18 protein-coding genes, 2 tRNA genes and 3 pseudogenes are annotated in these 23,170 nt (G+C 48.5%); 7 read left to right on the top strand and 16 right to left on the bottom strand.

The features are described from left to right. Positions 1-117 precede the first annotated feature (117 nt). The 9 genes and pseudogenes from LDO51_RS09080 to LDO51_RS09045 form a co-directional block, all read right to left on the bottom strand. A complete protein-coding gene (locus tag LDO51_RS09080; RefSeq protein ID WP_001120888.1) occupies positions 118-1,611 on the bottom strand; it encodes an IS91-like element ISCR2 family transposase in 1,494 nt (497 codons plus the stop codon). Positions 1,612-1,670: 59 nt separating this feature from the next. After that, positions 1,671-2,654, bottom strand: coding sequence for an IS1595 family transposase (locus LDO51_RS09075; protein ID WP_156734112.1), 984 nt, complete (start codon positions 2,652-2,654; stop codon positions 1,671-1,673). Positions 2,655-2,783: 129 nt separating this feature from the next. Beyond that, positions 2,784-3,089 (bottom strand): LysR family transcriptional regulator, encoded by a 306-nt coding sequence (locus tag LDO51_RS09070; RefSeq protein WP_001255015.1) that lies wholly within the window; start codon positions 3,087-3,089, stop codon positions 2,784-2,786. A gap of 29 nt (positions 3,090-3,118) precedes the next feature. Then, positions 3,119-4,330: pseudogene (floR, locus tag LDO51_RS09065) on the bottom strand (chloramphenicol/florfenicol efflux MFS transporter FloR); the annotation flags it as partial. Between the two features lie 222 nt (positions 4,331-4,552). After that, complete coding sequence (locus LDO51_RS09060; RefSeq protein ID WP_001447541.1) at positions 4,553-5,437, bottom strand: DUF3363 domain-containing protein; 885 nt, start codon at positions 5,435-5,437, stop codon at positions 4,553-4,555. Positions 5,438-5,467: 30 nt separating this feature from the next. Then, the gene (locus LDO51_RS09055; protein WP_001120888.1) at positions 5,468-6,961 is read right to left on the bottom strand and encodes an IS91-like element ISCR2 family transposase; all 1,494 of its coding nucleotides are present in this window, start codon (positions 6,959-6,961) and stop codon (positions 5,468-5,470) included. A 111-nt stretch (positions 6,962-7,072) separates the two neighbouring features. Continuing rightward, positions 7,073-7,285: pseudogene (locus LDO51_RS19660) on the bottom strand (repA); the annotation flags it as partial. A gap of 93 nt (positions 7,286-7,378) precedes the next feature. Then, positions 7,379-10,357, bottom strand: coding sequence for a Tn3 family transposase (locus tag LDO51_RS09050; protein ID WP_156734129.1), 2,979 nt, complete (start codon positions 10,355-10,357; stop codon positions 7,379-7,381). 137 nt (positions 10,358-10,494) lie between these two features. Beyond that, positions 10,495-11,073 (bottom strand): annotated as a pseudogene (locus LDO51_RS09045) (Tn3 family transposase); the annotation flags it as partial. A gap of 274 nt (positions 11,074-11,347) precedes the next feature. On the opposite strand from LDO51_RS09045, the gene umuC reads away from it, so the two are divergent. Beyond that, positions 11,348-12,520, top strand: coding sequence for a translesion error-prone DNA polymerase V subunit UmuC (umuC, locus tag LDO51_RS09040; protein WP_001142610.1), 1,173 nt, complete (start codon positions 11,348-11,350; stop codon positions 12,518-12,520). Between the two features lie 10 nt (positions 12,521-12,530). On the opposite strand, the gene mobI is transcribed toward umuC, so the two are convergent. After that, the gene (gene mobI, locus LDO51_RS09035; RefSeq protein ID WP_000348524.1) at positions 12,531-12,974 is read right to left on the bottom strand and encodes a conjugative transfer protein MobI(A/C); all 444 of its coding nucleotides are present in this window, start codon (positions 12,972-12,974) and stop codon (positions 12,531-12,533) included. Between the two features lie 464 nt (positions 12,975-13,438). Between mobI and LDO51_RS09030 the strand changes: the two genes are divergently transcribed. Genes LDO51_RS09030 through LDO51_RS09020 form a run of 3 tightly spaced genes read left to right on the top strand, consistent with a single transcriptional unit; the run spans position 13,439 to position 15,928 of the window. Further along, positions 13,439-14,413 carry a ParM/StbA family protein gene (locus LDO51_RS09030; RefSeq protein WP_000497807.1) on the top strand — a complete coding sequence of 325 codons (975 nt, stop codon included), beginning with the start codon at positions 13,439-13,441 and terminating at the stop codon, positions 14,411-14,413. A gap of 2 nt (positions 14,414-14,415) precedes the next feature. Beyond that, positions 14,416-14,685 carry a hypothetical protein gene (locus LDO51_RS19655; protein ID WP_001995600.1) on the top strand — a complete coding sequence of 90 codons (270 nt, stop codon included), beginning with the start codon at positions 14,416-14,418 and terminating at the stop codon, positions 14,683-14,685. A 1-nt stretch (position 14,686) separates the two neighbouring features. After that, the gene (locus LDO51_RS09020; RefSeq protein WP_001218618.1) at positions 14,687-15,928 is read left to right on the top strand and encodes a tyrosine-type recombinase/integrase; all 1,242 of its coding nucleotides are present in this window, start codon (positions 14,687-14,689) and stop codon (positions 15,926-15,928) included. Positions 15,929-16,057: 129 nt separating this feature from the next. On the opposite strand, the gene LDO51_RS09015 is transcribed toward LDO51_RS09020, so the two are convergent. The 5 genes from LDO51_RS09015 to LDO51_RS09000 form a co-directional block, all read right to left on the bottom strand. Beyond that, entirely contained in the window at positions 16,058-18,076 is a 2,019-nt protein-coding gene (locus tag LDO51_RS09015; protein ID WP_000211147.1) for an ATP-binding protein, read from the bottom strand. Positions 18,077-18,221: 145 nt separating this feature from the next. Continuing rightward, the gene (locus LDO51_RS19650) at positions 18,222-18,410 is read right to left on the bottom strand and encodes a helix-turn-helix transcriptional regulator (protein WP_000127615.1); all 189 of its coding nucleotides are present in this window, start codon (positions 18,408-18,410) and stop codon (positions 18,222-18,224) included. Positions 18,411-19,126: 716 nt separating this feature from the next. Next, on the bottom strand, positions 19,127-20,197 hold the full coding sequence (locus LDO51_RS09010) for a tartrate dehydrogenase (RefSeq protein ID WP_225577189.1): 1,071 nt from the start codon (positions 20,195-20,197) through the stop codon (positions 19,127-19,129). Between the two features lie 123 nt (positions 20,198-20,320). After that, positions 20,321-20,791, bottom strand: a complete 471-nt coding sequence (rimI, locus tag LDO51_RS09005; RefSeq protein ID WP_225577188.1) for a ribosomal protein S18-alanine N-acetyltransferase — start codon at positions 20,789-20,791, stop codon at positions 20,321-20,323. Continuing rightward, entirely contained in the window at positions 20,760-21,170 is a 411-nt protein-coding gene (locus tag LDO51_RS09000; protein WP_225577187.1) for a DNA polymerase III subunit psi, read from the bottom strand. The genes rimI and LDO51_RS09000 overlap by 32 nt, the downstream gene beginning before the upstream one ends. A 134-nt stretch (positions 21,171-21,304) precedes the next feature. Here LDO51_RS09000 and rsmC point away from each other — a divergent pair, with 134 nt between their 5' ends. The 3 genes from rsmC to LDO51_RS08985 all read left to right on the top strand — a co-directional run bounded on the left by rsmC (position 21,305) and on the right by LDO51_RS08985 (position 22,758). Beyond that, the gene (gene rsmC / locus LDO51_RS08995) at positions 21,305-22,318 is read left to right on the top strand and encodes a 16S rRNA (guanine(1207)-N(2))-methyltransferase RsmC (RefSeq protein WP_225577186.1); all 1,014 of its coding nucleotides are present in this window, start codon (positions 21,305-21,307) and stop codon (positions 22,316-22,318) included. A 174-nt stretch (positions 22,319-22,492) separates the two neighbouring features. Continuing rightward, positions 22,493-22,578: transfer RNA gene (locus LDO51_RS08990), tRNA-Leu, on the top strand. Between the two features lie 94 nt (positions 22,579-22,672). Further along, positions 22,673-22,758 (top strand) — tRNA-Leu (locus LDO51_RS08985). Positions 22,759-22,864: 106 nt separating this feature from the next. Here LDO51_RS08985 and LDO51_RS08980 read toward each other — a convergent pair. Next, a complete protein-coding gene (locus tag LDO51_RS08980) occupies positions 22,865-23,119 on the bottom strand; it encodes a DUF1435 family protein (protein ID WP_225577185.1) in 255 nt (84 codons plus the stop codon). Positions 23,120-23,170 lie beyond the last annotated feature (51 nt).

Raw genomic sequence — 23,170 nt, 5'->3', positions numbered from 1 at the left:
AAAATTTACCCTCCTCTTTCCCACTAGCGGCTCCTTTTCCGACAACCAGCACGGCGGATCCCTGCCGCGGCGCTGTGAACGCAGCATTTTGATTGGTATCGTTGGCCTTCAGGCTCGTCAGTCAAACAGACCCAGGAGCAGCTCAGCCGGTGGCGCCCGGCTTTCGGGTAACGCCCTGGTCCCGCTGGTTTCGGCTTTGTGCTTCAGGTGATCAAGGATCTGCTTGATCACTATAGGGTCTTCAATGCAGGCGATGACTTTCATGGCGCCGCCGCAGCCGCTGCAGGTCTCGATGTCGATATTGAAAACACGCTTGAGCCGTTGCGCCCATGTCATCGACGCTCGCCGTTGTGCTGGTGTTGCCGGTTCATCAGCCACCCTGACCTTGTTGCCCCTGCCCCGTTTTGCCGGCGTGACCAACGCCCGGTGCCGACTGTTGGGTGCGAACACCCCGTGGAAGCGGGTTAGGTTGACTCTGGGCTTCGGTACCAGGGCGGCCAGCCTTGCAATGAAATCCAATGGTTCGAAAATGACGTGCGTGGTGCCGTCCCGGTACGGCGTCTTGAGCTGGTAGCGCACGTTGCCGCCTCGTGTTAACGACAGCCGCTTCTCGGATACCGCCGGGCGGCTGATGTACCGGCACAGCCGTTCGAGCTTCTTGCGTTCATCGGCCCTGGCCGCCACGCCGGCGTGCAGGCTGGACCCGGCTACCTTGCCAATCCCGTCACCGAACGGATCACCACTGGTCGGCAGAGTTTGCAAAGTGAACACCTTTCGCCCCGCCTGTGAACCGACAGCGATACGGTAAGTGATCGAGTGCCCCAGCAGGGGTGTCATCGGGTCGTCATCCACCGCATCCGAGGCCAGATAGCTGTTTTCGACATCCCGTTCCAGCAGGCCTTGCCGTTCCAGATAGCGACCCACCCGGTGGGCGATGGTGTGCGTCAGCTGGGTGAGCTCTGGGCTGGTCGGCGCCTTGACCCAGCGGAAACGCGCTGAGCCGTGGGATTGCTCGACATACACACCGTCGAGAAACAGCATGTGGAAGTGAACATTCAGATTGAGCGCCGATCCAAAACGCTGGATCAGGGTGACCGCGCCCGTCTTGGCCACTTGGTGGGTATGGCCCGCTTTCTTGACCAGGTGCGTGGCAATGACGCGGTAAACGATGCCCAGCACCCACCCCATGATCTCGGGCCGGCTGGCAAACAGGAAACGCAGCTGAAACGGGAAGCTCAACACCCACTGACGCATGGGTTGTTCAGGCAGTACTTCATCAACCAGCAAGGCGGCACTTTCGGCCATCCGCCGCGCCCCACAGCTCGGGCAGAAACCGCGACGCTTACAGCTGAAAGCGACCAGGTGCTCGGCGTGGCAAGACTCGCAGCGAACCCGTAGAAAGCCATGCTCCAGCCGCCCGCATTGGAGAAATTCTTCAAATTCCCGTTGCACATAGCCCGGCAATTCCTTTCCCTGCTCTGCCATAAGCGCAGCGAATGCCGGGTAATACTCGTCAACGATCTGATAGAGAAGGGTTTGCTCGGGTCGGTGGCTCTGGTAACGACCAGTATCCCGATCCCGGCTGGCCGTCCTGGCCGCCACATGAGGCATGTTCCGCGTCCTTGCAATACTGTGTTTACATACGGGGTATCCCTTTAGCTCCACAGGCCTTAATTTCCAGATTTTCCTCGCTGCTCCACCACCTCTTGGTAAGTAACGGGCTTTGTCACAACTACTTGCTGGAGCAAGCGATAAAACAGTAAGCCTCTTGATTTTGATTTACGGCGATTAAATCGAAATACATATTCGTCAAGGTAATTGTCCAACTGTCCTGGCTGGACTGCACCATGGTGTGTGCCCATCATCCAGCGTTGCAGGAGTGATGCCACACGGTGGACTCCCGGCATTGATTCATGGGCTGGTGTGGTTGAACCAAGATGAACCGTTTGTCGGTGCTCATATCCGCTTTCCTTGAGTTGGCGGTAAGCAGATGATCCATCAGTATGAATGAGCGATCCTGGACGAATGGAGGCTTTAATGAACGGCATCAGGCTATCGCGGTCACCACGCTCAATCCGCTGGATCCGTATTCTTCCAAACCCCTTGGGCTGCAGAATCTCCACCGCTATGGCGACCAAAACCTTGGTGGTGTTGCCCTTCCGTCCCACCGCACTCAACGGCTCTATTCGGTCAGTGAGTGCCAGATAGGTTTCATCGACCTCAACCTCCCCATGGAGCAACTCTCTATCCGGGCGAACCATTGCGCGGCGTAGTCTGTGCAGCATGGTCCATGCTGTCTCATAGCTGCCAAGGCCAAGTACACGCTGCAATCCCAATGCGCTGACACCATGTTTTTGGTTTGTGATGTACCAAATGGCAGCGAACCAGACGCGAAGCTCAGTTCGCGTTTTATCAAAAATGGTGCCTGCTGTTACCGTTGCTTGATGCCTGCACGCTGGACAGATCAATCTGCCGCGACTGCGTCGCTGGACTTGCGATACTACCCCACACTTCGGGCAAATCAGTCCATCCGACCAGCGTAGCCTTTCCAAATAATCGCGGCACGCTTGTTCAGAGTGGAACCAATCCAGGAATTGAACCCAAGTCGTTGGATAATCTTTTCCACCTATCGGGTTAGTTATTGGCATGTCCATTGGGAGATTGTGCCACTTGTGGAGCTAAAGGGATACCCCGTGTTTACATACAGTCTATCGCTTAGCGGAAAGTTCTTTTACCCTCAGCCGAAATGCCTGCCGTTGCTAGACATTGCCAGCCAGTGCCCGTCACTCCGCGGTCTTCACTGCGTGATCGAGTTGATCGACACCCGCCGTGACACGCTCCATGAAGTGCCTGCCTGCGTCTGTTAGCCGAACGCCCCGCGCATGGCGCTCAAATAGCAGGACACCAAGGTTATCCTCCAGCGCTTTCACACGCGCGCTGACGCTCGACTGGCTGATACCAAGTGCCTTGGCCGCATGCCGAAAATTCAGATGCTCGGCGACGGCGATGAACTGAACAAGGGAAATGAGCGGTATCCTGCCAGACAGGATACCGACATTCACGAGGTTTCGATGGTTAGTGCGCCGCATCGGAGCGGGCCTGCTACCAGTCGTCGGTAGACGACTGGCGACTTCTCGGTGGCAGCATCACGGGATCGAAGGAGCGCCAGCCCCAACGACACCAGCACTGCCATTGCCGTGGCGTAACAAATCACGGGCCACGCTGTATCGCCGTTTAACAGCGTCACCGCCAATGTCCCGACGATACTGACTATCAGGCTTTGGATGCAGAAGTAGAACGCGACCGCTGATCCCGCGATGTCGTCGAACTCTGCCAAAGCGCCGTTCGCGGTAACGGACACCGTGAAGACAATACCGACCGCGACAACCCACATCGGTAGGATGAAGGTGAGGAATGACGGCGAGCCGTAAAGTTCGCCGATCCCCAACAGGACCGCTCCGCAAACAAGCAACGCCATCCCACGCGCCACGCATCCTGCGATGCCCCATCTGGCGACAAAGGACTTCGCGAAACGGGTTGTCACGATCATTACAAGCGCGACAGTGGCGAAGGCAAAGCTGAATCCGATCTCGGAATATTCCGCTTGGCCTATGAGCACACGGGGAGCCGTCGAGAAGAAGACGAAGAAGGTGCCCATACCGGCGCTAAAGCCGACAGTGTAAACCCAAAAAGCCGGACTCGCGAAGATCGGCAAGACAGATCGGCGCGTCTTGACTTGATCCAGAGGGCGGGTTTCGTGCCACCTGAAACCCGCATTTAGGAGTGCGAGCATCGCCAGTATAGCCAAAGTAATGAATATCGCCTGCCATCCCAAGAACTCGCCGATCAATGCTCCGGCGATAGGGCCGAGCGCAGGCACGAACGCCAGCATCGAACTGAAAAGGCCGTAGATGACGACACCCTCAGGACGGTTGGCATAAACGTCGCGAACCGTCGCGAACGTCGCCACCAGCATGGCCGACGCGCCCACTGCTTGAAGTAGACGGAAAGCGACAAAGGCCGGTGCAGTTGAAGACCAAGCTGCTCCCAGAGACGCAATGACGAAAGCCGTTGCGCCCGCAAGTAGAATTGGCCGTCGCCCGATTCTGTCTGAGAGCGGACCAAAAATCACCTGGCCCACGCCGAGCATCACCATATAGAGGCTCAACGTGAGTTGGATCATAGCGGGCGTCGTGTTCAGGATGCCGGGCATCGCTGGAACGACAGGGAGATAAATATCCATCGCCAGTGAAGCGAGGATGTCGAAAGGAGCCATCAGCAGCAGTGCTGCCGGCAGCGTATAGGCCCACGCGGGGCGTGTGGTGGTCATGACGAATCAACCCTCGATTAAGATTAAGGAATACCGGGCGACGTCTGCTCGTCAGCAATCAGATGAGACTAGCCTTACAGAGCGCCGCAACAACAATACTGGTTGTTGCGGCTTACTTGTCTGCTGACTTGGAATTTCCCATCTGATTACTCCACGCTTACGAATATGAATTGCTACATTTTATCAGATTATCTTTTGCTTCGCAATGCGGCATGGGCGCACTCAGCGTTCCAGCCCCCTCTGCCGCCCTAACTGCCACGACACCGACCCGCCCTGCACGATGCCCATAACCTCGCGGCCGAGTTGGCGGTCGATGATCGGCCGCCACGGGACAAGGGTGAACTCATGGGATTTCTCGACCACGGCGAACTTGCCGCTCGATAGATGCACGGTTCCGGTAAACTTGCCGCTGACGCTCTCGCCGTCCGTGGCGGCGCGGAACGGCAGGCCCTTACTCAAAGCCATATCCGATCCGACGCCGGCTACCTCGCGCTCCCGCAGGATGGCGAGAAGGTTGCGCCGGTAGAAGACGCGGCTGTCCCGGCTGCGGGTGGCGTCGCCCTGTTCGATATGGTGCTCGCGGCGCTGGTCCATGGCTTCGCGGACTTGTTGCCCGAAGCCGGTTGGCGCAAGGTCGGCCGTCTCGCCGTGGATCAGCCGCCGGTCCAGCCAGGTCGCGCCGTCCGATCCGATCTGTTTGTTCAGATCGACCGGGGAAAGGACGCGAACGCTGGCCTGACTGTCTCGGCCGGCGTCATGGGCGGCGGCACGGCTGACCAGATCATCGGGGATGCGCCATTGGTCGGCGTCGATCCGCTCGACGATACCGGCCCGGCGTAGCGCCTCCAGCCGGCGCACATGGGCATCGACATAGCCCTCATAGTCGCCGCCTGGAACGCGGCACGTATAGGAAGAATAAACGCCCTTTTCACCCAAGTCCAACAGCTTTGGACCGCAGTTGACTCTTTCGACACCCCTGCGATGCAACCCAATCCGGCTGACGGGGAGCCAGCAACGCTGAAAATTTACCCTCCTCTTTCCCACTAGCGGCTCCTTTTCCGACAACCAGCACGGCGGATCCCTGCCGCGGCGCTGTGAACGCAGCATTTTGATTGGTATCGTTGGCCTTCAGGCTCGTCAGTCAAACAGACCCAGGAGCAGCTCAGCCGGTGGCGCCCGGCTTTCGGGTAACGCCCTGGTCCCGCTGGTTTCGGCTTTGTGCTTCAGGTGATCAAGGATCTGCTTGATCACTATAGGGTCTTCAATGCAGGCGATGACTTTCATGGCGCCGCCGCAGCCGCTGCAGGTCTCGATGTCGATATTGAAAACACGCTTGAGCCGTTGCGCCCATGTCATCGACGCTCGCCGTTGTGCTGGTGTTGCCGGTTCATCAGCCACCCTGACCTTGTTGCCCCTGCCCCGTTTTGCCGGCGTGACCAACGCCCGGTGCCGACTGTTGGGTGCGAACACCCCGTGGAAGCGGGTTAGGTTGACTCTGGGCTTCGGTACCAGGGCGGCCAGCCTTGCAATGAAATCCAATGGTTCGAAAATGACGTGCGTGGTGCCGTCCCGGTACGGCGTCTTGAGCTGGTAGCGCACGTTGCCGCCTCGTGTTAACGACAGCCGCTTCTCGGATACCGCCGGGCGGCTGATGTACCGGCACAGCCGTTCGAGCTTCTTGCGTTCATCGGCCCTGGCCGCCACGCCGGCGTGCAGGCTGGACCCGGCTACCTTGCCAATCCCGTCACCGAACGGATCACCACTGGTCGGCAGAGTTTGCAAAGTGAACACCTTTCGCCCCGCCTGTGAACCGACAGCGATACGGTAAGTGATCGAGTGCCCCAGCAGGGGTGTCATCGGGTCGTCATCCACCGCATCCGAGGCCAGATAGCTGTTTTCGACATCCCGTTCCAGCAGGCCTTGCCGTTCCAGATAGCGACCCACCCGGTGGGCGATGGTGTGCGTCAGCTGGGTGAGCTCTGGGCTGGTCGGCGCCTTGACCCAGCGGAAACGCGCTGAGCCGTGGGATTGCTCGACATACACACCGTCGAGAAACAGCATGTGGAAGTGAACATTCAGATTGAGCGCCGATCCAAAACGCTGGATCAGGGTGACCGCGCCCGTCTTGGCCACTTGGTGGGTATGGCCCGCTTTCTTGACCAGGTGCGTGGCAATGACGCGGTAAACGATGCCCAGCACCCACCCCATGATCTCGGGCCGGCTGGCAAACAGGAAACGCAGCTGAAACGGGAAGCTCAACACCCACTGACGCATGGGTTGTTCAGGCAGTACTTCATCAACCAGCAAGGCGGCACTTTCGGCCATCCGCCGCGCCCCACAGCTCGGGCAGAAACCGCGACGCTTACAGCTGAAAGCGACCAGGTGCTCGGCGTGGCAAGACTCGCAGCGAACCCGTAGAAAGCCATGCTCCAGCCGCCCGCATTGGAGAAATTCTTCAAATTCCCGTTGCACATAGCCCGGCAATTCCTTTCCCTGCTCTGCCATAAGCGCAGCGAATGCCGGGTAATACTCGTCAACGATCTGATAGAGAAGGGTTTGCTCGGGTCGGTGGCTCTGGTAACGACCAGTATCCCGATCCCGGCTGGCCGTCCTGGCCGCCACATGAGGCATGTTCCGCGTCCTTGCAATACTGTGTTTACATACAGTCTATCGCTTAGCGGAAAGTTCTTTTACCCTCAGCCGAAATGCCTGCCGTTGCTAGACATTGCCAGCCAGTGCCCGTCACTCCCTGTCGTCTGGGCGTTCCTCTGGGCTAAACATCGACATGATCCGGCGCTTAATATCGCCGTCCTTGTTGACCAGCGTCTTGGTCACGAAGGCCGCGTATTCTTTGGCGTTGTCGTACCCTTTCCAGACCTCGTGGGGGTCAAGAGCGTAGGCGCAAACCCGCCCAGCGACTGGGATTCTGACCAAGGCGCGTTCTGTCTCAAGGTGGGGTTCTAGGGATTTTCCCCTCTAAAAAGACATAATCCTCTGTAGACCACACCAATAAATGGCTGCGGAGGTGGTTTACTTTCAGCTTGGAGCCTAATCATCCACTATCGGCCTTGTTATTTCGCCAATATTGGGCAATTTCCCAGTATTAGTGAAGTTATACGTTCCGCTTAAGTTGATATTTTGCCACGCAACGGGCGAAACAGCACGAGTGATACCCGCTTTCTCTTCATCTCCTCTCGCTTCAAAGTGTCCCAGAAGATGACTCAGTATCGCGGAGTTGAAGTAGATGATCGCGTTGGCAAGCAATCTTGCGCATTCATTCCAGATAGCGATTTCAGACTCGTTTTTGCCACGGAACTGATCACCATTCACCGACGCAATGGCTCGTCTAAGGAAGTGCCATGCTTCTCCCCGGTTCAGGGCACGTTGCACATACTGCCGCAAACTGGCATCGTCGATGTAGTCAAGTAAATATTGCGCTTTAACCAGTCGATTATACTCCGTCAGAGCCTGTAATATTGGGTGTCCAGAAGGGTAACCAGACAACTTTCTTACCAGCATTGCTTGTGTCGTCCGCTTTGTCTGAAGTGACAGAACAATACGCCTGATATCTTGCCATCCCGTTGTAATAACATTCGTTCTGATAGGCTTCTTTAGCGCCAGTATGGTGCTGCCTTGTTCACTTTCAGTCACATCAAACAGATCATTGATGACACTACTGAACTGCGCGTATCGCGGTGCAAAACTGTAACCGCATAGATCCAGTAAGGCGAAGTTAACATGATTGACACCGTGTGTATCTGTCGAGAGTACGTCAGGTTTGATTTCACTGCTGTTGGATTGTAACAGGTCATAAATATAGTGTGATTCGTGCTCGTTGGAACCGATGATCCGAGCATTGAGGGCGCTGTGGTTGGCCACCAGTGTCATGGCCGTGATCCCTTTGTTGGTGCCGAAATACTTAGAGGAGTACCGGGTTTTAAAGGTTTCCAGATGGGTTTCGAATTTCTGACCATCCGCACTGGCATGCAGCTGGTCCTCCTGAATATGGTAGTGGCGGAAGATGGGTAGCGCTGCAACCGCATTATTGATCACGTCGCTGGCGTCATGCAGCGTTTCAGGCCGGATATAGTTGGCCTGCACCGTACTCAGGTGTTCATAGCTTCGATCGGAGATCTGCGCCATGCCATACACACCACGGTGAGTGGCGTTGGCAATCAGAATGGCCAGTAAATCATCCTGATGAGTGAACCCTTGTTTTTGTATCGGAAGTACATGAGTCAGACATTTCATGAACCCGGTTTCGCGCTCTACATACCGCAGTACATCCGCGATACCGACCGGTTGCATTCGCTTAAAAAAGGGATTGTTGACCAGAGATGTAGCGCTTTTGGTCGGCAGACGCCAGCGGGTACCGGTACGATTTTTCATGATCACATTTCGATTGTCTCCCTCATCAATATGGAGAGCAACGTCTTTGAGTGCACTTTCCAGCCGGTGTTGTTTCTCCTGTAACAATAACTCTGCGGGCTGTTTTAGTCTGTCCAGTGTTGATGAGGCCAGCAAGGTATCCTGCGATGTCTGGGGGATCAGGTCGTCTTTCAGTGCGCGGTATTTGGTAACATTTGGCAAATAAATGCGTCCATTCAGTCGTGAGGTTAACTGCCGGTAGAGCAGCCATTCGTAACGTTGCGGGTTAACGTTATCCTGTTTAACCAACCATGGGAGGTGCTTTTTCGGGATGAGCGACGTATCCATCGTCTTCAGTGGTCCACCGAATGCGATTTCCGTCTGCATCTGTTGAAGTTGGGCGACGACGGCTTCTGAGCCTTTACCGGCCTCACATTCAAGGCACAAGAACACCTGCCTTAACAGTTGCTCCAGGAGATTGCATTGTTCATCGTAATGTTGCCACTGGTACTCTTCCACGGTCCGTTTCTGTTTTTTCAGGTAAAGGCAGAGGGTCTGGATATCCCTGTCATTCATGACCTTCAATGCCTGTTGTCTGACTACTGAGAAGGGTTGATTATCATCAATGTTCTCATCCACAAACAGATGCAGTAACTCTGCCGCTTTCGTGACATTGTCCGCGGCTGACTGCCAGGACAGGAACACTGCTTGTTGTGCAAAGGTGTTGGCAGCTTCTTGTTGCTTGCGGATATGGTAAATGAACCCATCAGTTAACCGTTCCAGTGCCAGTTGTATCCGCTCTGTCAGGTGACATAGCAACCATAGATGCTGCTGTGCGCGTTTGAATCGTTTGAGTTTACTACCGTAATAGTTGATGAGCTCACCGAAGTGTTGTCGATTTTTAAGAGACAGATTAAGCCCATCGATAACGCCATTGATTTGCGTGCGCCATGGCGCTAACTGATGATAAAGGGCAAGCTCTTTTTTAAGTTCAGGTACGGTCAGACTTTTTGCACCGCCTCTGAGCTGGTTCAGGCTTAGTCCGTCATCAATGGCTGTTATGCTGTCCAGAAAGACGTGAAGTTCAGGACTGGTGAGTTGATTAAGTTGGTGCGCCAGGTCTTTTCTGACCTGCTGCATCGCTCTGCTTATCAGTCTCTGGAGTACGGTGTACCTAGGGATAGCAATGCTGTGACTGGTTAGGAATTCAATAGCAGTATCAAAGAGGTAACGCGGCTCCAGCCAGGCATTGCCCACCTGAACAAGGTGGTCGAAAAGAGAATTGAAGTGCTGACTTTCGTCCCATTTGTGATAACCAGCAAGGTCTAATACTTTTGCGTAGAGTCGATCTTTTTGTTTTTGTGAGGGAGTGAATGGTCTGAGCCCCTTGCCGCCAAGCAGCTCTTTACTGATGAACATTAAATCCTTAGAAACCTGCGAGTAAGCGATATCTAGGATGACGGGCTTTGATTTGAAGTATCCCAAAATCGCGACAAAGTAACATCTATGAGCTCTGAGACGAATTGACCGAAAAACTGCCAATTCCGCATCGTTCAGAGAAAAGTACAGACGTTGTTCTTCGATTGAAAAAATGGGTGGGGAATAAAGATCTGCCTGTTCTGCTCTCGTGAGAATAGTAATTTCGTTTTTGATGGCCATATCAGGGCTGTTCCGTATTAAATGTACGATATTTACCTAATTTGCCACACTTATAAGTAGTAACCCACCTCCGCAGCCATTTATTGGTGTGGTCTACAGAGGATTAAGTCTTTTTAGAGGGGAAAATCCCTAGAACCCCATTGTGATACTTGGTAATCATTCCCCCCACGAAATTTATTGCCATTAACTGAAGTAATAGCACGTTTTAACTGATGGTATGCTTCACCTCTGTTCAAGGCTTGCTGGACGTAATGACGCAACGTTGAATTATCAACATACTCCAAAACATAAATAGATTTAATTAAACGGTCGTACTCATGCAATGCTGACAATCTTCGGCTCTTGCCGTTACTCAACTTTCTAATGATTGTGCTTTGAGTGGTGGTTTTACGACTCAATGAACAAACAATATGCTGAATATTGTCCCATTCTTCAGCAATTAGCTTATGATTAATATCTTTCTTTAATTGAATACGGCCTCCGTTCTCTTCAGTCACTTCAAATAGCTCAAAAAACACCTTTTTCATTTTCGCGTATCGAGGGGCGAATGTGTAACCAAAGAAATCTAATATAGCGAAGTTAACATTATTGGTACCATGCGTATCGGTCGATAAGGTATTAGGCTGTATATCTGAAGAGTTGTTATAGAGTAAGTCAAAAGCAAAGTGACCTTCATATTCGTTAGCGCCAATGACTTGCGTACTCACCGGAACATGACGTGGTCAACCAAAATTGACCAACCCAGTTAAGCTACTTTTTTCAATTTCTTCATGTCCGCCTCATATTGATTTGAAATTTCCATACTTTATCTAATTCATGTTTTTCTAAATTAGCTAAAATGCAACTCAGAAATGTCCAGAAGTGAGTTGTGTGGTGTCGAGTGGAGATTGTACGATTAAGCCCCTAAGTAATTAGTCCGTCAGTCTCCCTCGGTAATCAAATTAGTACATCTTAGCGATCAAATTGGTAAAAAATTAGACATGTAGATGAATGCCCACCTTAAAAAATAGACAGCGGGTTGGGCTGGGTGATTTTTCTGGTGTTAGACGCCAGCAACCCATGCGGCAGAATGGTTGCTCACTTACTCGTCTATTTTTAGCGGGAATTCTTAGCCAACTGTACGCGCTGTATGCAGATTTAAGCAGTCGAGTGATGCGCACTTTGGAGGAGATGGCACCACGAGTAGAGGTTTACTCTATTGACGAAGCGTTTTTGGATTTAACCGGTATTGAGTCTGCCATATCTCTTGTCGAGTTCGGACAACAAGTGCGAGAGCGCATAGGCCACTGGATTGGGATCACCGTCTGTGTAGGCATTGCACCGACTAAAACACTCGCCAAACTGGCTAACCATGCCGCCAAAAAATATCCAGCTACTCAGGGGGTTGTAGACCTGACCAATCCAGATCGGCAACGTCGATTGCTCGCATTAGTCCCGGTTGATGATGTTTGGGGCGTTGGTAGACGGCTTTCTAAGCGTTTAAATGCGTTGGGTATCACCACAGCCTTAGATCTCGCCAATGCCTCTCCTAGAGCCATCAGAGACCAGTTTTCAGAGGTTTTAGAAAGAACCGTCAGAGAGCTCAATGGTGAGTCGTGCATTGAACTTGAAGAGATCCCGCCAACTAAGAAGCAAATCGTCTGTAGCCGTTCATTTGGCGTAAAAGTGACGCACTTTGAATTTTTAAGTGAAGCCGTATGCGAATACGCAACCCGCGCCACTGAGAAACTTCGCAAAGAACAGCAGCAAGCCAAAGTGCTGACCGTGTTCATACGTACCAGCCCCTTTAAGGACAACGAGCCGCAGTACAGCAACTCTGCATCGGGTGAATTGCTAATCCCCAGTTGCGACACGCGGGATTTTATCGAGCTGGCCAATCACTTACTCAAGCGGATATGGAAGGATGGTTTTCGTTATGCCAAAGCGGGCGTCATGCTGTCTGACTTTTACGATCCTGGCATGTTTCAACCAGGACTATTCGATGACGTATCGACCCGCTCTAATAGCCAGCAGCTAATGTCTGTATTGGACACCATTAACCAAAGCGGTGCCGGAAAGGTTTTCTTTGCTGGACAAGGACTCAAGAAAGATTGGTCGATGAAGCGAGAGCATTTGTCTCCCGCTTATACAACACGCTGGGACCAGTTACCGCGAGTGAAGTAGCGCAGTTGACTCAATACGCATTCACTCTGCGACGCAGCATGTTGAGCTTATCAACCTGGCGTCGAATATCACTGAAGAATTCCTCTTTCTCCATGGCCAGCGCTAGCTCCCATTCTTTGGCCAAACCTTGGCAGTCTAAAAATGCGTATCTCAGCTTCGTCTTTGAGATACGCAGCCCCTTGCTAAAGACCACGCGTTTGCCTCGTTGACCGTGAAAACTGTTGATATACCACTCTATGCCAAAGCCATACTTAAAGTCTCTGATACGGACACCAAGCAGACCCCAGTCTTTAAAGGGCTCATTCTCTCGAACCTTGTAATGGGTAACCCAAAAGTCATCAACTTCAGCTCGTGCCAGCGCTTTTAGCCTGTCCGTTTCTTGCTGAAGTAAATCTGATACATCTGCTTTCCATTGTTCATTGACGATTTCTACCAAACCAATTTCCCCATCCAATTAACCCCTAAAGCCAAAACCACTATCCGTTTGGCTTTTGGATCGAAACGCCAAACGTAAAACTGCCGTCACAATCACTGTTTGGCGTCTCGATATAAATCGACTCGCTCAATCCCATACCCGACAAGGGATACAGGCTGATTTCACTTAAAAACACCTAAAAAGACGTATCGCCATGAAGATACAAACCGTTTGGCAAGTTCAGGCCAGAATGCAAACGACGTTTGGCGTCTCAATTTTTTTGGCTAGGTCACCAGCCGCCAAACAGAGCCTATTCTCATACTTTTGCAAAAATGCAATAGGCAGATAGATGAAAGGATTTGTCACCTTTCTGCCCACCGCCAGTGCACCGAATCCTGATAATGACATTTGAGTAAACCGCCAGAGCACTTGGAAATGCCCAAGCGTGAACAGCGCGGTTGATTGAAAACCGTTAGAGCACTTTGAGTGCACAGGAGATAAGTATGTTTGTACTAGGCGTAGATATCGGTTACTCAAACCTGAAGCTGGCAATTGGCCAATCAGGTAGTGAACCGAAAACCATTATTCTACCTGCGGGTGCCGGTCCAGCGGATCGTATGCCGGAGCGTATCGGTGGAGGCGATGATGAAACTTGTTTGTATGTCTCTGTCGATAATGAGCGCTGGGCCGCTGGTGTTCCTGCTGGACGCCTTCAAGGCTGGGAACGAGAGCTTCACCCGGAATATCCCACCACAAAAACCTATAAGGCACTTTTTCATGCCGCCTTGTTAATGGCTGAAACAGAATCCATCGATTTGGTTGTCACTGGATTACCGGTTTCCCAGTTTCATGAACCACAACGTAAGTCTGACCTTGTGCAGCGTTTAAAAGGTGTCCATCAAGTGACGCCTAAGCGCAGCATCACCGTTCATGACGTCAAAGTACTACCACAGCCTGCCGGTGCCTATATGGATCTGGTTCAAACGGGTGGTGATCTGGGCTTGATTGAAGAAGGTCGTGTCGTCGTCATTGATCCCGGCTTCTTTTCTGTTGATTGGGTTGCCCTTGAGGCCGGAGAAATTCGCTACAGCTCATCAGGAACCAGTCTTCAGGCAATGTCCGTGCTACTGGAAACCATCGATAAGCTGATTTCGGAAGATCATGGTGCCAAAGTCGGAATGGATCGACTTGAAAAAGCCATGAGAACCGGCGACTTACAGGTCCTGCTATTTGGAGAAAAAGTCGATATTTCACCTTATCTGAATGCTGCCATGAAAAAGGTAGCGCCTGTTGCTCTTACAGCCATGCGTCAATCCATGCGTGACGAAAGCATTAATGCGGACTTGGTATTGATCGCCGGAGGTGGAGCCTTGGCTTATAAGGAAGCGGCCAAGGAGATTTTTTCACGAAGCAAGATCATCGTGCCTGAGCAGTCTGTTTTGGCGAACGTCCGAGGCTTCTGGTTTTATGGGGCATGATCATGAGAGTTGTCGTCAACATTCCCCCAGGGAGCCACCCAGAACTACTCAAAGAATTGGAAAAGACGCCACCACGGGAACGCGCTGAGCGTCTGCGGATGCTGGCAACCTTTGGGTTAATTCAAATGAGCCAACCCAATCTATCCACGACATCTGTACCGGTGGATGGCCTTGCACCAGATGGTGAAGTTACTTCTATGAGTACAGCGCCAGAACCCAAAGCAGAAACACGTAAACAATCATTAAAATCAAAACTAGGGCTGGGCTTATAACATGGCGTTATCAGTTAGCTGGCTCGATGCCAGGTTAAATAAAGAAGCAAAAGAAACCGTAGTAAAAGCCGACCGAGATGGGCTAAGTGCTCGGGTATCGCCCAAGGGCAAAATTGTTTTTCAGTTTCGTTATCGGTTCGATGGCAAGCAACAGCGGGTAGACATAGGTACTTACCCCCTTATGAAGCTGGCTGAAGCCAGGAATGAGCTGGATAGGTTAAGGGCAGTACTTGATCAAGGCCGAAACCCCAAGCTTTACCTACAGCAGGAACGGGCTAAGTATTCTGCTAATCAAAGCTTCGAATCGATTTTTCGAGACTGGATAGACTCTGCCGGTAAGCAAGGGCTAAAGGAGAAAACGTGGCACTACCAAAAACGCAGCAGTGAAATATATTTGCTGCCCCGACTTGGCAAGTATCCATTAACTGACATCACTGAATTGTCCTTGCGAAACTGTCTTCGTGAGGTTTCGGAATCGTCTCCGTCAAACACAGAGCGCCTAGTGTCTGTACTGCATAAGTTCTATGACTGGCTGATTGATGAACAAATTTTGGAAATTAACGCTGCCGCTGGGATCACAGCAAAAAAGGTTGGCGGTAAAAAAGGAAAACGAACTCGGGTGCTAAATGACAACGAGATCAGGATACTTTGGCGCTATTTGCATGAGTCAAAAATCACTGAGAAGAATCGCATCTACATAAAACTGCTTCTCTTATTGGGAGGGCGCAAGGGCGAACTCATTCAAGCTGAAAAGCATCACTTTGACTTGCAATCTGCAATGTGGACAGTGCCCATAGAGATCCGCAAACAAGGTGAGAAAATTGGAGCGCCGATCATGCGGCCATTGATTAAGCCAGCTATTGAGCTGATTGAACTGGCGATGCAGATGAGCAAATCAACTTACTTGTTTCCCGCGAACGGACAAGAAGAGCTTGCCACAAATGGCTTTGATACCACTATTCCTAACAATGTGAAAATCTGGGCTCGCAGATCGCTTGGTATTGAGATGGAACACTGGTCTATGCATGATCTTCGCAGAACGATGCGAACGCGAATGTCTGCCATCACGACGCAAGAAGTTGCCGAGTTGATGATTGGCCACAGCAAAAAAGGGCTGGATGCTATCTACAACCAATATCAGTACCTGGACGAAATGCGTCATGCTTACGACGTTTGGTATCAACAACTAGAAACCATCATCGAGCCGACAGGCTTTCCATTCAACTGGCGTTTCGGACAATAAGGGGTAGCTGAATTAAGGAAGAGACTGAGCTAGTACAAATGACCGAGTCAAGTAGTGCATTTGGCTCGGTTTAGATTAGTTGTTTTTCCAGTTACAAAAAAACAACTTATCGAATAATTATTATAAGTCTCACGACGCCTCAGAGAGAGGTATTTGCAATTCATCCACAAGGGTTTGCTTAGATTTATACTCTAGCTCGCTTCTCTTTATTTTTAGCTTTTGTAATAAAGCACTATGAGTCACCTCGAAATCATTAAAAATTGTAGACCAACTTTTAACGTATACTCGAATTCTTTCATCCGCCCCGGAAACAAGGCCCGCGCCGCCCTTACCAGCAAGGTCTTTCAACCGCCTTGTAATTTGAGTATCATTCTGGGAGATTTTAGTTCCAACAAGAACAACATCAAATCTCATTCTCTCATCATTAAAGGCAGGATGCTTATCAAGTACCTCAGCATAACGTTCAGCTTGAGCTAAATGTTTCTTATTCAATGCTACACTTGGTCTTTTTATTTCAATGATCGTACATTTAATAAATTCTTCTTGTGTAGAATGATCAATTGTGACCATTTTGCGTGCAAGAAACAAATCTACTTGGCCTTTTGCCCCCTCTATGGTAGCGCCTTCAATAAGATCACTGGTACTGATATCGTCCCCATCCAATATTTCAATATCTGAATTCCGAAGATTTCTAGCTGTATTAGAAAAGTCATCCTCTTCGGCACCTATAGTTGTGTACTGAGGGCCAAACAACCATGTATTAGCCTCAATAATACCTTGTAAGTCTGGTGTTTCTAGAACTTCTTTAGCGTGCTCTTTAAAAAGGTACTTCATTTTCTGTACGACTAGATCTCGCTTATGAATGTGTCCAATCGTGCTAATTATATAATCAAGTTTAGATTTACTTATTTGAGATGCAAATTCATCCATTTGCTCCTTATTTAAGTCTAAAACGCCTTCCAATATATCTATCAAACTATCATTTTCACTTGATGTAGATAGCCTATCAAGCAAACCGATTATAATTTTTGTTTGCTTAGCCTTTAGCCCATTAAAAGCTGCTGGATCAGCAACGCAGATACTAGTTACTAATTTCTTCGTATGTGCAATTCTAAAGGAACGATCTTCGTCAGACTCCCAATTGTAAACAGGAAAATATCCTTTTTCTTCGAAAGAATCGACAAGCTGAACAGCTCTTTCTCTAAGGAACCCCTGATAAATCTCGGCTGTTTTGTTGCGCAGTTCTTTTAGCAGCATAGCTAAAACTTTATTCCCATCACTCTTTTCACTAATGAAGAGATCAGCATTTGGAGATGAGGTATCTTGAAAATTATCGAACCACTCAGATTGTATATATCCACTTATGAAAAAATTGTTTTTGTAGTTAAAACCAGTCAGATTTCTATACTTCTGATGTTCTTTTGAATCTCTAAAATAATTGTATGACTTTTCACCAGATGGTTTTTTTATCCACTGAATGATACTTGAACTAAATATATTTCCATCAACATCTATAAGCTCTTGAAACAACCTATGTTGGGGAGGCGTCACTCGGACTCTATTAACTGATATTTTAAGGTTAGAAAAAACTATTAGCTTCCAACCAAATTCATTTGAAAGCTCCTCCATGATATTTTCAATATTAGGGATTTTTTGAGATTTTTCACTCGTAATGCCCGTAAGAAATACTGATGTCCCACTTCCATTTGAAAGAATACTACTATGCTGTTCTTTATCGTCGATCAACTCAACTTTGTACGTTTTAATACGAGACGAGTCTATGGTAATACGTGCATTCTCAGATTGTCTTCTCGTAAGCCAGGTTGCTGTTGCAGCATATTTATGAAATGAATACCGCCCTCTGCCTTGACTGCCTTTTTGGGTAACCTGTTTTTTGGATGAGTCATCCCAATTATCAAAATTTCGGTCTAGGTTATGAAAGTCAATTCCTTCACCATTATCATGGATCTCTATTGACTCCACCCCGCCGAGATCACAGGTGTTAATAATGACATCAATATCTGATGCACCAGCATCCAAACCGTTCCAGATATATTCACTCAACATCTTCCAAGCGGGAATTGAGCCGAAACGTTTTTTTATCGACGCATTTGTAATACCTGTTGTCCGTTCTTGAGGAGTCGTCACTTACCTATCCATCCAATCAATAAAAAATCCATGCTGCTATCTTAGCCTAAGTTGGTGTACATATTAACTATATTGTTGGCACAAGCCGGCGTTTCAAAGCGTTAGTCCAAGCTCCAACAGAAAAACTAAGCTACGCTATCTATTCCTAATTCTTCTCATACTCCTCCAAGTCTTCAATGTGCCACAGCTTGTTTCGTGTATTTCGGTTGATACGAGGTTGCGGCAAGCTGCCATCTTTTATTCTTCGCCAGAGCGTCGTATAGCTAATGTGGTAACGAGCCATAACTTCGTAAGACGTTAGAAAAGGGGTTACTTGGTGCGCTACTGCTGTCATCTGCATTCTCCTGAAAATCAATGTAAAGCTATCATCGCCTGATTCATCACTTGTTGATGGTCAGAAAGATGCATGATTTGTTCAGAAGATCAGGCCCATACAAATGAACTTTTAGGACAGCAAGAAAGCAACCGGTAACCAACTCAACCGGCAAACAATTAGAGATAATCGCGAACGTCTTACCATCATTTCTCGATTTTTGGCATAAAAAATATAGGCAAGTTTTGGCTAAAACCCAGTAGGAACAAGGCCTACAGCTAGGTTTGTGTCATGGAATTTGGCTAAAAACGGTAAATATGGCGATTTGTACTCAAGTTTGTACACATTTTCCGAGGTTACGCTTGAACATCATTGAAAAGCAAAGAAACGAGAAAAAGACAAAAAGCCTTTAAATTCAGTACGTAGAGATGTGATTGTGGTGTGCAATGAAAGGTGGTTTTAAGCGTTGAAAGGCTGGGCGGCATCAGGGTGCGAAATGATAGCAAACGTTCTACGGGTGCTAACTTCATGGAGAAAATTCTGATCTGTCATTTAACCGTTCTTTTCGTCTATATCCAGATTTGTATGGGCATCAGGAAGAGGCTCGAGGTGGCTCTAAGCGCAGCAAATCCGTATTGTTAATCGTAATTGGCGGTTATTTTCGCAGATCTTGGGGTTATAAACAATCAGAGCCTGAAATGTTAAGCGCTCCACCCACTGGGTGGAGCCCAATAAACTTACACCGACGCAGTCACTAACTGAGCAATTTCCAGCCCTAATTCTTGTGTGCTGGCATTTCCGCCCATGTCGCGAGTCAAGTGACGACGCTCACGAATAGCCGTTTCAACCGCTGACATAATTGTGTCGTGCATTTCTTGGCAACCGAGATGCTGCATCATCATCGCTGCCGCCCAGATAGTCCCAATTGGGTTGGCAATATTTTTTCCGGCAATATCTGGTGCAGAACCATGTACAGGTTCAAACATTGATGGGAACTGTTTTTCCGGGTTGATATTCGCTGACGGTGCAATGGCAATCGTCCCCGTACACGCGGGTCCAAGGTCTGACAAAATATCCCCAAATAAGTTTGATCCCACAATCACATCATAAAATTCCGGCATTCTCACTAAGTTAGCCGCAAAAATATCAATGTGGAATTGATCGACTTTCACATCAGGATACTGTTTTGCCATTTCAGCCACACGGCTATCCCAATAAGGCATTGAGTGGAATAATCCATTGGATTTCGTGGCTGAACTTAAATGTTTTTTATCGCGAGAACGAGCAAGTTCAAAAGCATATTTTAAAATACGGTCAGTCCCTTTGCGGGTAAAAATACTTTGCTGGGACACCATTTCATCTTCCGTCCCTTCATACTGAATTCCACCAATCGCGGAATACTCCCCTTCCACATTTTCCCGAACCACATAAAAATCAATATCACCCGGCTTTTTATCCGCCAGCGGGCATTTAATACCTTCAAATAAACGTACTGGGCGCAGATTCACATATTGATTAAACGCGCGACGAATTGGTAGTAATAAGCCCCACAAGGAAATGTGATCTGGCACACCAGGAAAGCCAACAGCGCCTAAGAAAATAGCATCGAATTTTTTCAGTTGTTCTAATCCATCTTCAGGCATCATCCGCCCAGTGCGATGATACGTTTCACACGACCAGTCAAAATGCGTAAAATTAAGTTCTACATGATGCTTTCTTGCTGCGGCTTCTAATACTCGTAATCCTTCAGGGATAACTTCAGTTCCAATACCATCACCCGGAATTACTGCTATATTAAATTGTGTCATTCTCAACGCCTCTTATTATTCTATTATTAGTTCATATCCTCCAATACAAAAAACCACGAATCACAATAAATTGCTACCTCGTGGTTTGTTTTTTTAATCTATTTTTATCGGGCACTTATTGTATTATGCTTTTTGGCTAAACATATCTTCGCTAAATAAGGTTAATGCCAGTACTAACGCATCTTCTCGGCCACTTTTTGTTGGATAATAATCTTTACGCACTGTTGCTTGTTGAAAACCAAGTTTGTCATACAGATGAATGGCAGAGGCGTTCGATTCCCTCACTTCCAACCACAATGTTGATACCCCGCGGCTGACTAGGTCATTGATCAATCTTTCTAATAACATTCGTCCATAACCATGCCCTTGAAAGTCAGGGTGAATGGCAATATTAAACAGCGTCGCCTCATCTAATACATACTGTGTTATTGCATACCCAACAATTTGATTATTAACTGATATTTTCAGATTATGGTACTTTTCACCTTGATTCCCATAAAAAACTCGCTCAGTCCATGGAAAATCATGGCTTAACTTTTCAATTAAGAAGGCTGTCGCGAGATCAGATTGCTTGAGTGTTGAAATTTTCATCATATTGATAAATTTGTTTCCATAGTGCCTGTTTAGCATTGCTGCTTGCTATCAGTTCAGACAAAACAGGAGAAATAAATGTGACTTTTGAACCTTCGGGATGAATACCATCCCCTATCACCCAACAAGGTATTGTTATTGGTGTTGGAATGAGTTTGAGCTGTTCGGAATTAATGCACACAATGTCAATCTCATCGACCTTCATTGTGAGAAAAATATCTTTTAGCAGCTGGCTGTTTAAATCAAGGTTCTCATCAGTGATAATAATAAGCTTAGTCGACTCAGGAATGCGTACACCACGTTCACCACGTAACACAGTCGGATTTCTCACCATCCATTGAGTGATCCCCATTTGTTCTAAAAGTCTGTCACGTCGTGTCATTGCTTTACCCAGTCGTTAGTTAACAACCACATCTTATCAAAGGGGATTAATAGCGCCAACAGAGCAATGCTATTTATCTTTTTTCTGGTAAGGTAGTCCGCGTGGTTATATTCATTTTAGGAGATAGACAGAATATGTCATTACTGACACCCGCCAGCGAAGTTATTCAACGCCATTTAGAGCACTTTATCGATCGTCATGTTCTTTTGGCAGGGGATATTCAGGATGAACTGGGCGCAATTTTAGAAGCCGCCAGTGTGCGTGTTCTCACTAACCAGTATCATCGCTGGAAAAACTTACAGCCAGCATTGGGTGAAAATATTCTGTTTGCTTCGACAGCAACCGCGGAATTTGTTCAACCTTGTGATACCTTAATTTACTTTTGGTCTAAGAACAAACAAGAAGCGGCATTCCAACTTGATGACTTATGTACCCATCTGGCTACCGGCAGCCAAATTTTTATCGTCGGCGAAAATCGTAGCGGCGTAAAAAGTGCCGAAGCAATTATGGAAGGGATTGCGACACTGCAAAAAATTGACTCCGCACGCCGTTGTGGGCTCTATTATGGTGAATTAGAGCAACCAACTGAATTTGATATTAAACGCTGGTGGCGTAACTATCAGGTTGATAACGTGAAAATTCATGCACTTCCAGGTGTATTCAGCCATAACGAGTTAGACATCGGCAGTGATTTGCTGCTTTCCACATTGACGGAGCCAATGAGCGGAAATGTGCTTGATCTGGCGTGTGGTAACGGCGTACTCGCTGCGGTTATCGGCTCACAAAATCCGGATGTCACCTTAACCCTGAGTGATGTCAGTGCATCCGCGATTGATTCCGCCACTGCAACGCTCGCGGCCAACAACCTCACCGGAAAAGTGATCCCTAGCGACGTCTATTCCGATGTTAATGATAAATTTGATTGGATCATTTCTAATCCACCGTTCCATGATGGAATCAACACCAGTTATAACGCGGTAGAAACGCTTATTTTCCAAGCACCTAAGCACCTGAAAAAAGGCGGTCGCTTACGTATCGTCGCGAATGCATTTTTACCTTATCCTGACTTACTGGATAAAGCGTTTGGCGGTCATGTGGTTCTGGCTAAGACAGGTAAATTCAAAGTTTACGAAGCTATTAAGCGCTAAAACGACGAAATTATCTCAGTATCAGTTTTGTTTCTAACGGTCAACCTCATAAGTTGACCGTTTTTTCATCAAACACGATGACGCCGATAAAAATTTATTGACGTCTGTGCAAATTAGCCTAAAATCCGCACCGTACTATTGATGCATGAGCAATTATGCAAAAGAGTTAGTATTGCGAGAGTGGCGGAATTGGTAGACGCGCTAGCTTCAGGTGTTAGTGTCCTATGGACGTGGGGGTTCAAGTCCCCCCTTTCGCACCACTTACTCTTCATAATTTCAATTATCTATGCGTTGACTGCTCTTAGCAGCTCATTATAGAAGTCAGTATCAATAGAAAGAATTTTGACAGTATTTGCGAGGGTGGCGGAATTGGTAGACGCGCTAGCTTCAGGTGTTAGTGTCCTATGGACGTGGGGGTTCAAGTCCCCCCTTTCGCACCACTGTTAATGATTCGTAGCCTTAATCTTCAAGAATTCAATCTTCAGATATTCAATTCTCAATAGCCTCTCGCGCACTCTTCCTAACGTAGATATTGCTTAAACAATATTAGGTTCGCATAATAAAAATCAGCAAAAAACAGCCTAAAGACATCACTGCCGGAATAATTAATAAACGCCGTGAGCCACGATTAAACAGCATGCCCGCTGTCGCAATCATCAACGTGATCATCGCCACTTTCAGTGGCTCAAACCCCATATTGCTCAGTAAATACATAATACTCAGTAACACCACCGCGAAGACGCCCCACAAACCAGCGCCAATACGCCGCAACCCAGTTGCTTTTGATACGCTAGTTCCCATAACGCCTCCCATTTATAGCTAACGAGTCTTTAGCTAACTCAAAATTAGTCT

Source organism: Providencia alcalifaciens (genome assembly GCF_020271745.1).
Taxonomy (GTDB): domain Bacteria; phylum Pseudomonadota; class Gammaproteobacteria; order Enterobacterales; family Enterobacteriaceae; genus Providencia; species Providencia alcalifaciens_B.
The sequence above is the reverse complement of the archived record's forward strand: the minus strand, read 5'-3'. Positions and strand labels throughout refer to the sequence as shown.

Excerpts from the sequence above, each read along its gene's own strand:
- LDO51_RS09080 (WP_001120888.1), bottom strand. The coding sequence starts at position 1,611 with ATGCCTCATGTGGCGGCCAGGACGGCCAGCCGGGATCGGGATACTGGT.
- LDO51_RS09075 (WP_156734112.1), bottom strand. The coding sequence starts at position 2,654 with ATGGACATGCCAATAACTAACCCGATAGGTGGAAAAGATTATCCAACG.
- LDO51_RS09070 (WP_001255015.1), bottom strand. The coding sequence starts at position 3,089 with ATGCGGCGCACTAACCATCGAAACCTCGTGAATGTCGGTATCCTGTCT.
- LDO51_RS09060 (WP_001447541.1), bottom strand. The coding sequence starts at position 5,437 with ATGCTGCGTTCACAGCGCCGCGGCAGGGATCCGCCGTGCTGGTTGTCG.
- LDO51_RS09055 (WP_001120888.1), bottom strand. The coding sequence starts at position 6,961 with ATGCCTCATGTGGCGGCCAGGACGGCCAGCCGGGATCGGGATACTGGT.
- LDO51_RS09050 (WP_156734129.1), bottom strand. The coding sequence starts at position 10,357 with ATGGCCATCAAAAACGAAATTACTATTCTCACGAGAGCAGAACAGGCA.
- umuC (WP_001142610.1), top strand. The coding sequence starts at position 11,348 with ATGCCCACCTTAAAAAATAGACAGCGGGTTGGGCTGGGTGATTTTTCT.
- LDO51_RS09030 (WP_000497807.1), top strand. The coding sequence starts at position 13,439 with ATGTTTGTACTAGGCGTAGATATCGGTTACTCAAACCTGAAGCTGGCA.
- LDO51_RS19655 (WP_001995600.1), top strand. The coding sequence starts at position 14,416 with ATGAGAGTTGTCGTCAACATTCCCCCAGGGAGCCACCCAGAACTACTC.
- LDO51_RS09020 (WP_001218618.1), top strand. The coding sequence starts at position 14,687 with ATGGCGTTATCAGTTAGCTGGCTCGATGCCAGGTTAAATAAAGAAGCA.
- LDO51_RS19650 (WP_000127615.1), bottom strand. The coding sequence starts at position 18,410 with ATGACAGCAGTAGCGCACCAAGTAACCCCTTTTCTAACGTCTTACGAA.
- LDO51_RS09010 (WP_225577189.1), bottom strand. The coding sequence starts at position 20,197 with ATGACACAATTTAATATAGCAGTAATTCCGGGTGATGGTATTGGAACT.
- rimI (WP_225577188.1), bottom strand. The coding sequence starts at position 20,791 with ATGATGAAAATTTCAACACTCAAGCAATCTGATCTCGCGACAGCCTTC.
- LDO51_RS09000 (WP_225577187.1), bottom strand. The coding sequence starts at position 21,170 with ATGACACGACGTGACAGACTTTTAGAACAAATGGGGATCACTCAATGG.
- rsmC (WP_225577186.1), top strand. The coding sequence starts at position 21,305 with ATGTCATTACTGACACCCGCCAGCGAAGTTATTCAACGCCATTTAGAG.
- LDO51_RS08980 (WP_225577185.1), bottom strand. The coding sequence starts at position 23,119 with ATGGGAACTAGCGTATCAAAAGCAACTGGGTTGCGGCGTATTGGCGCT.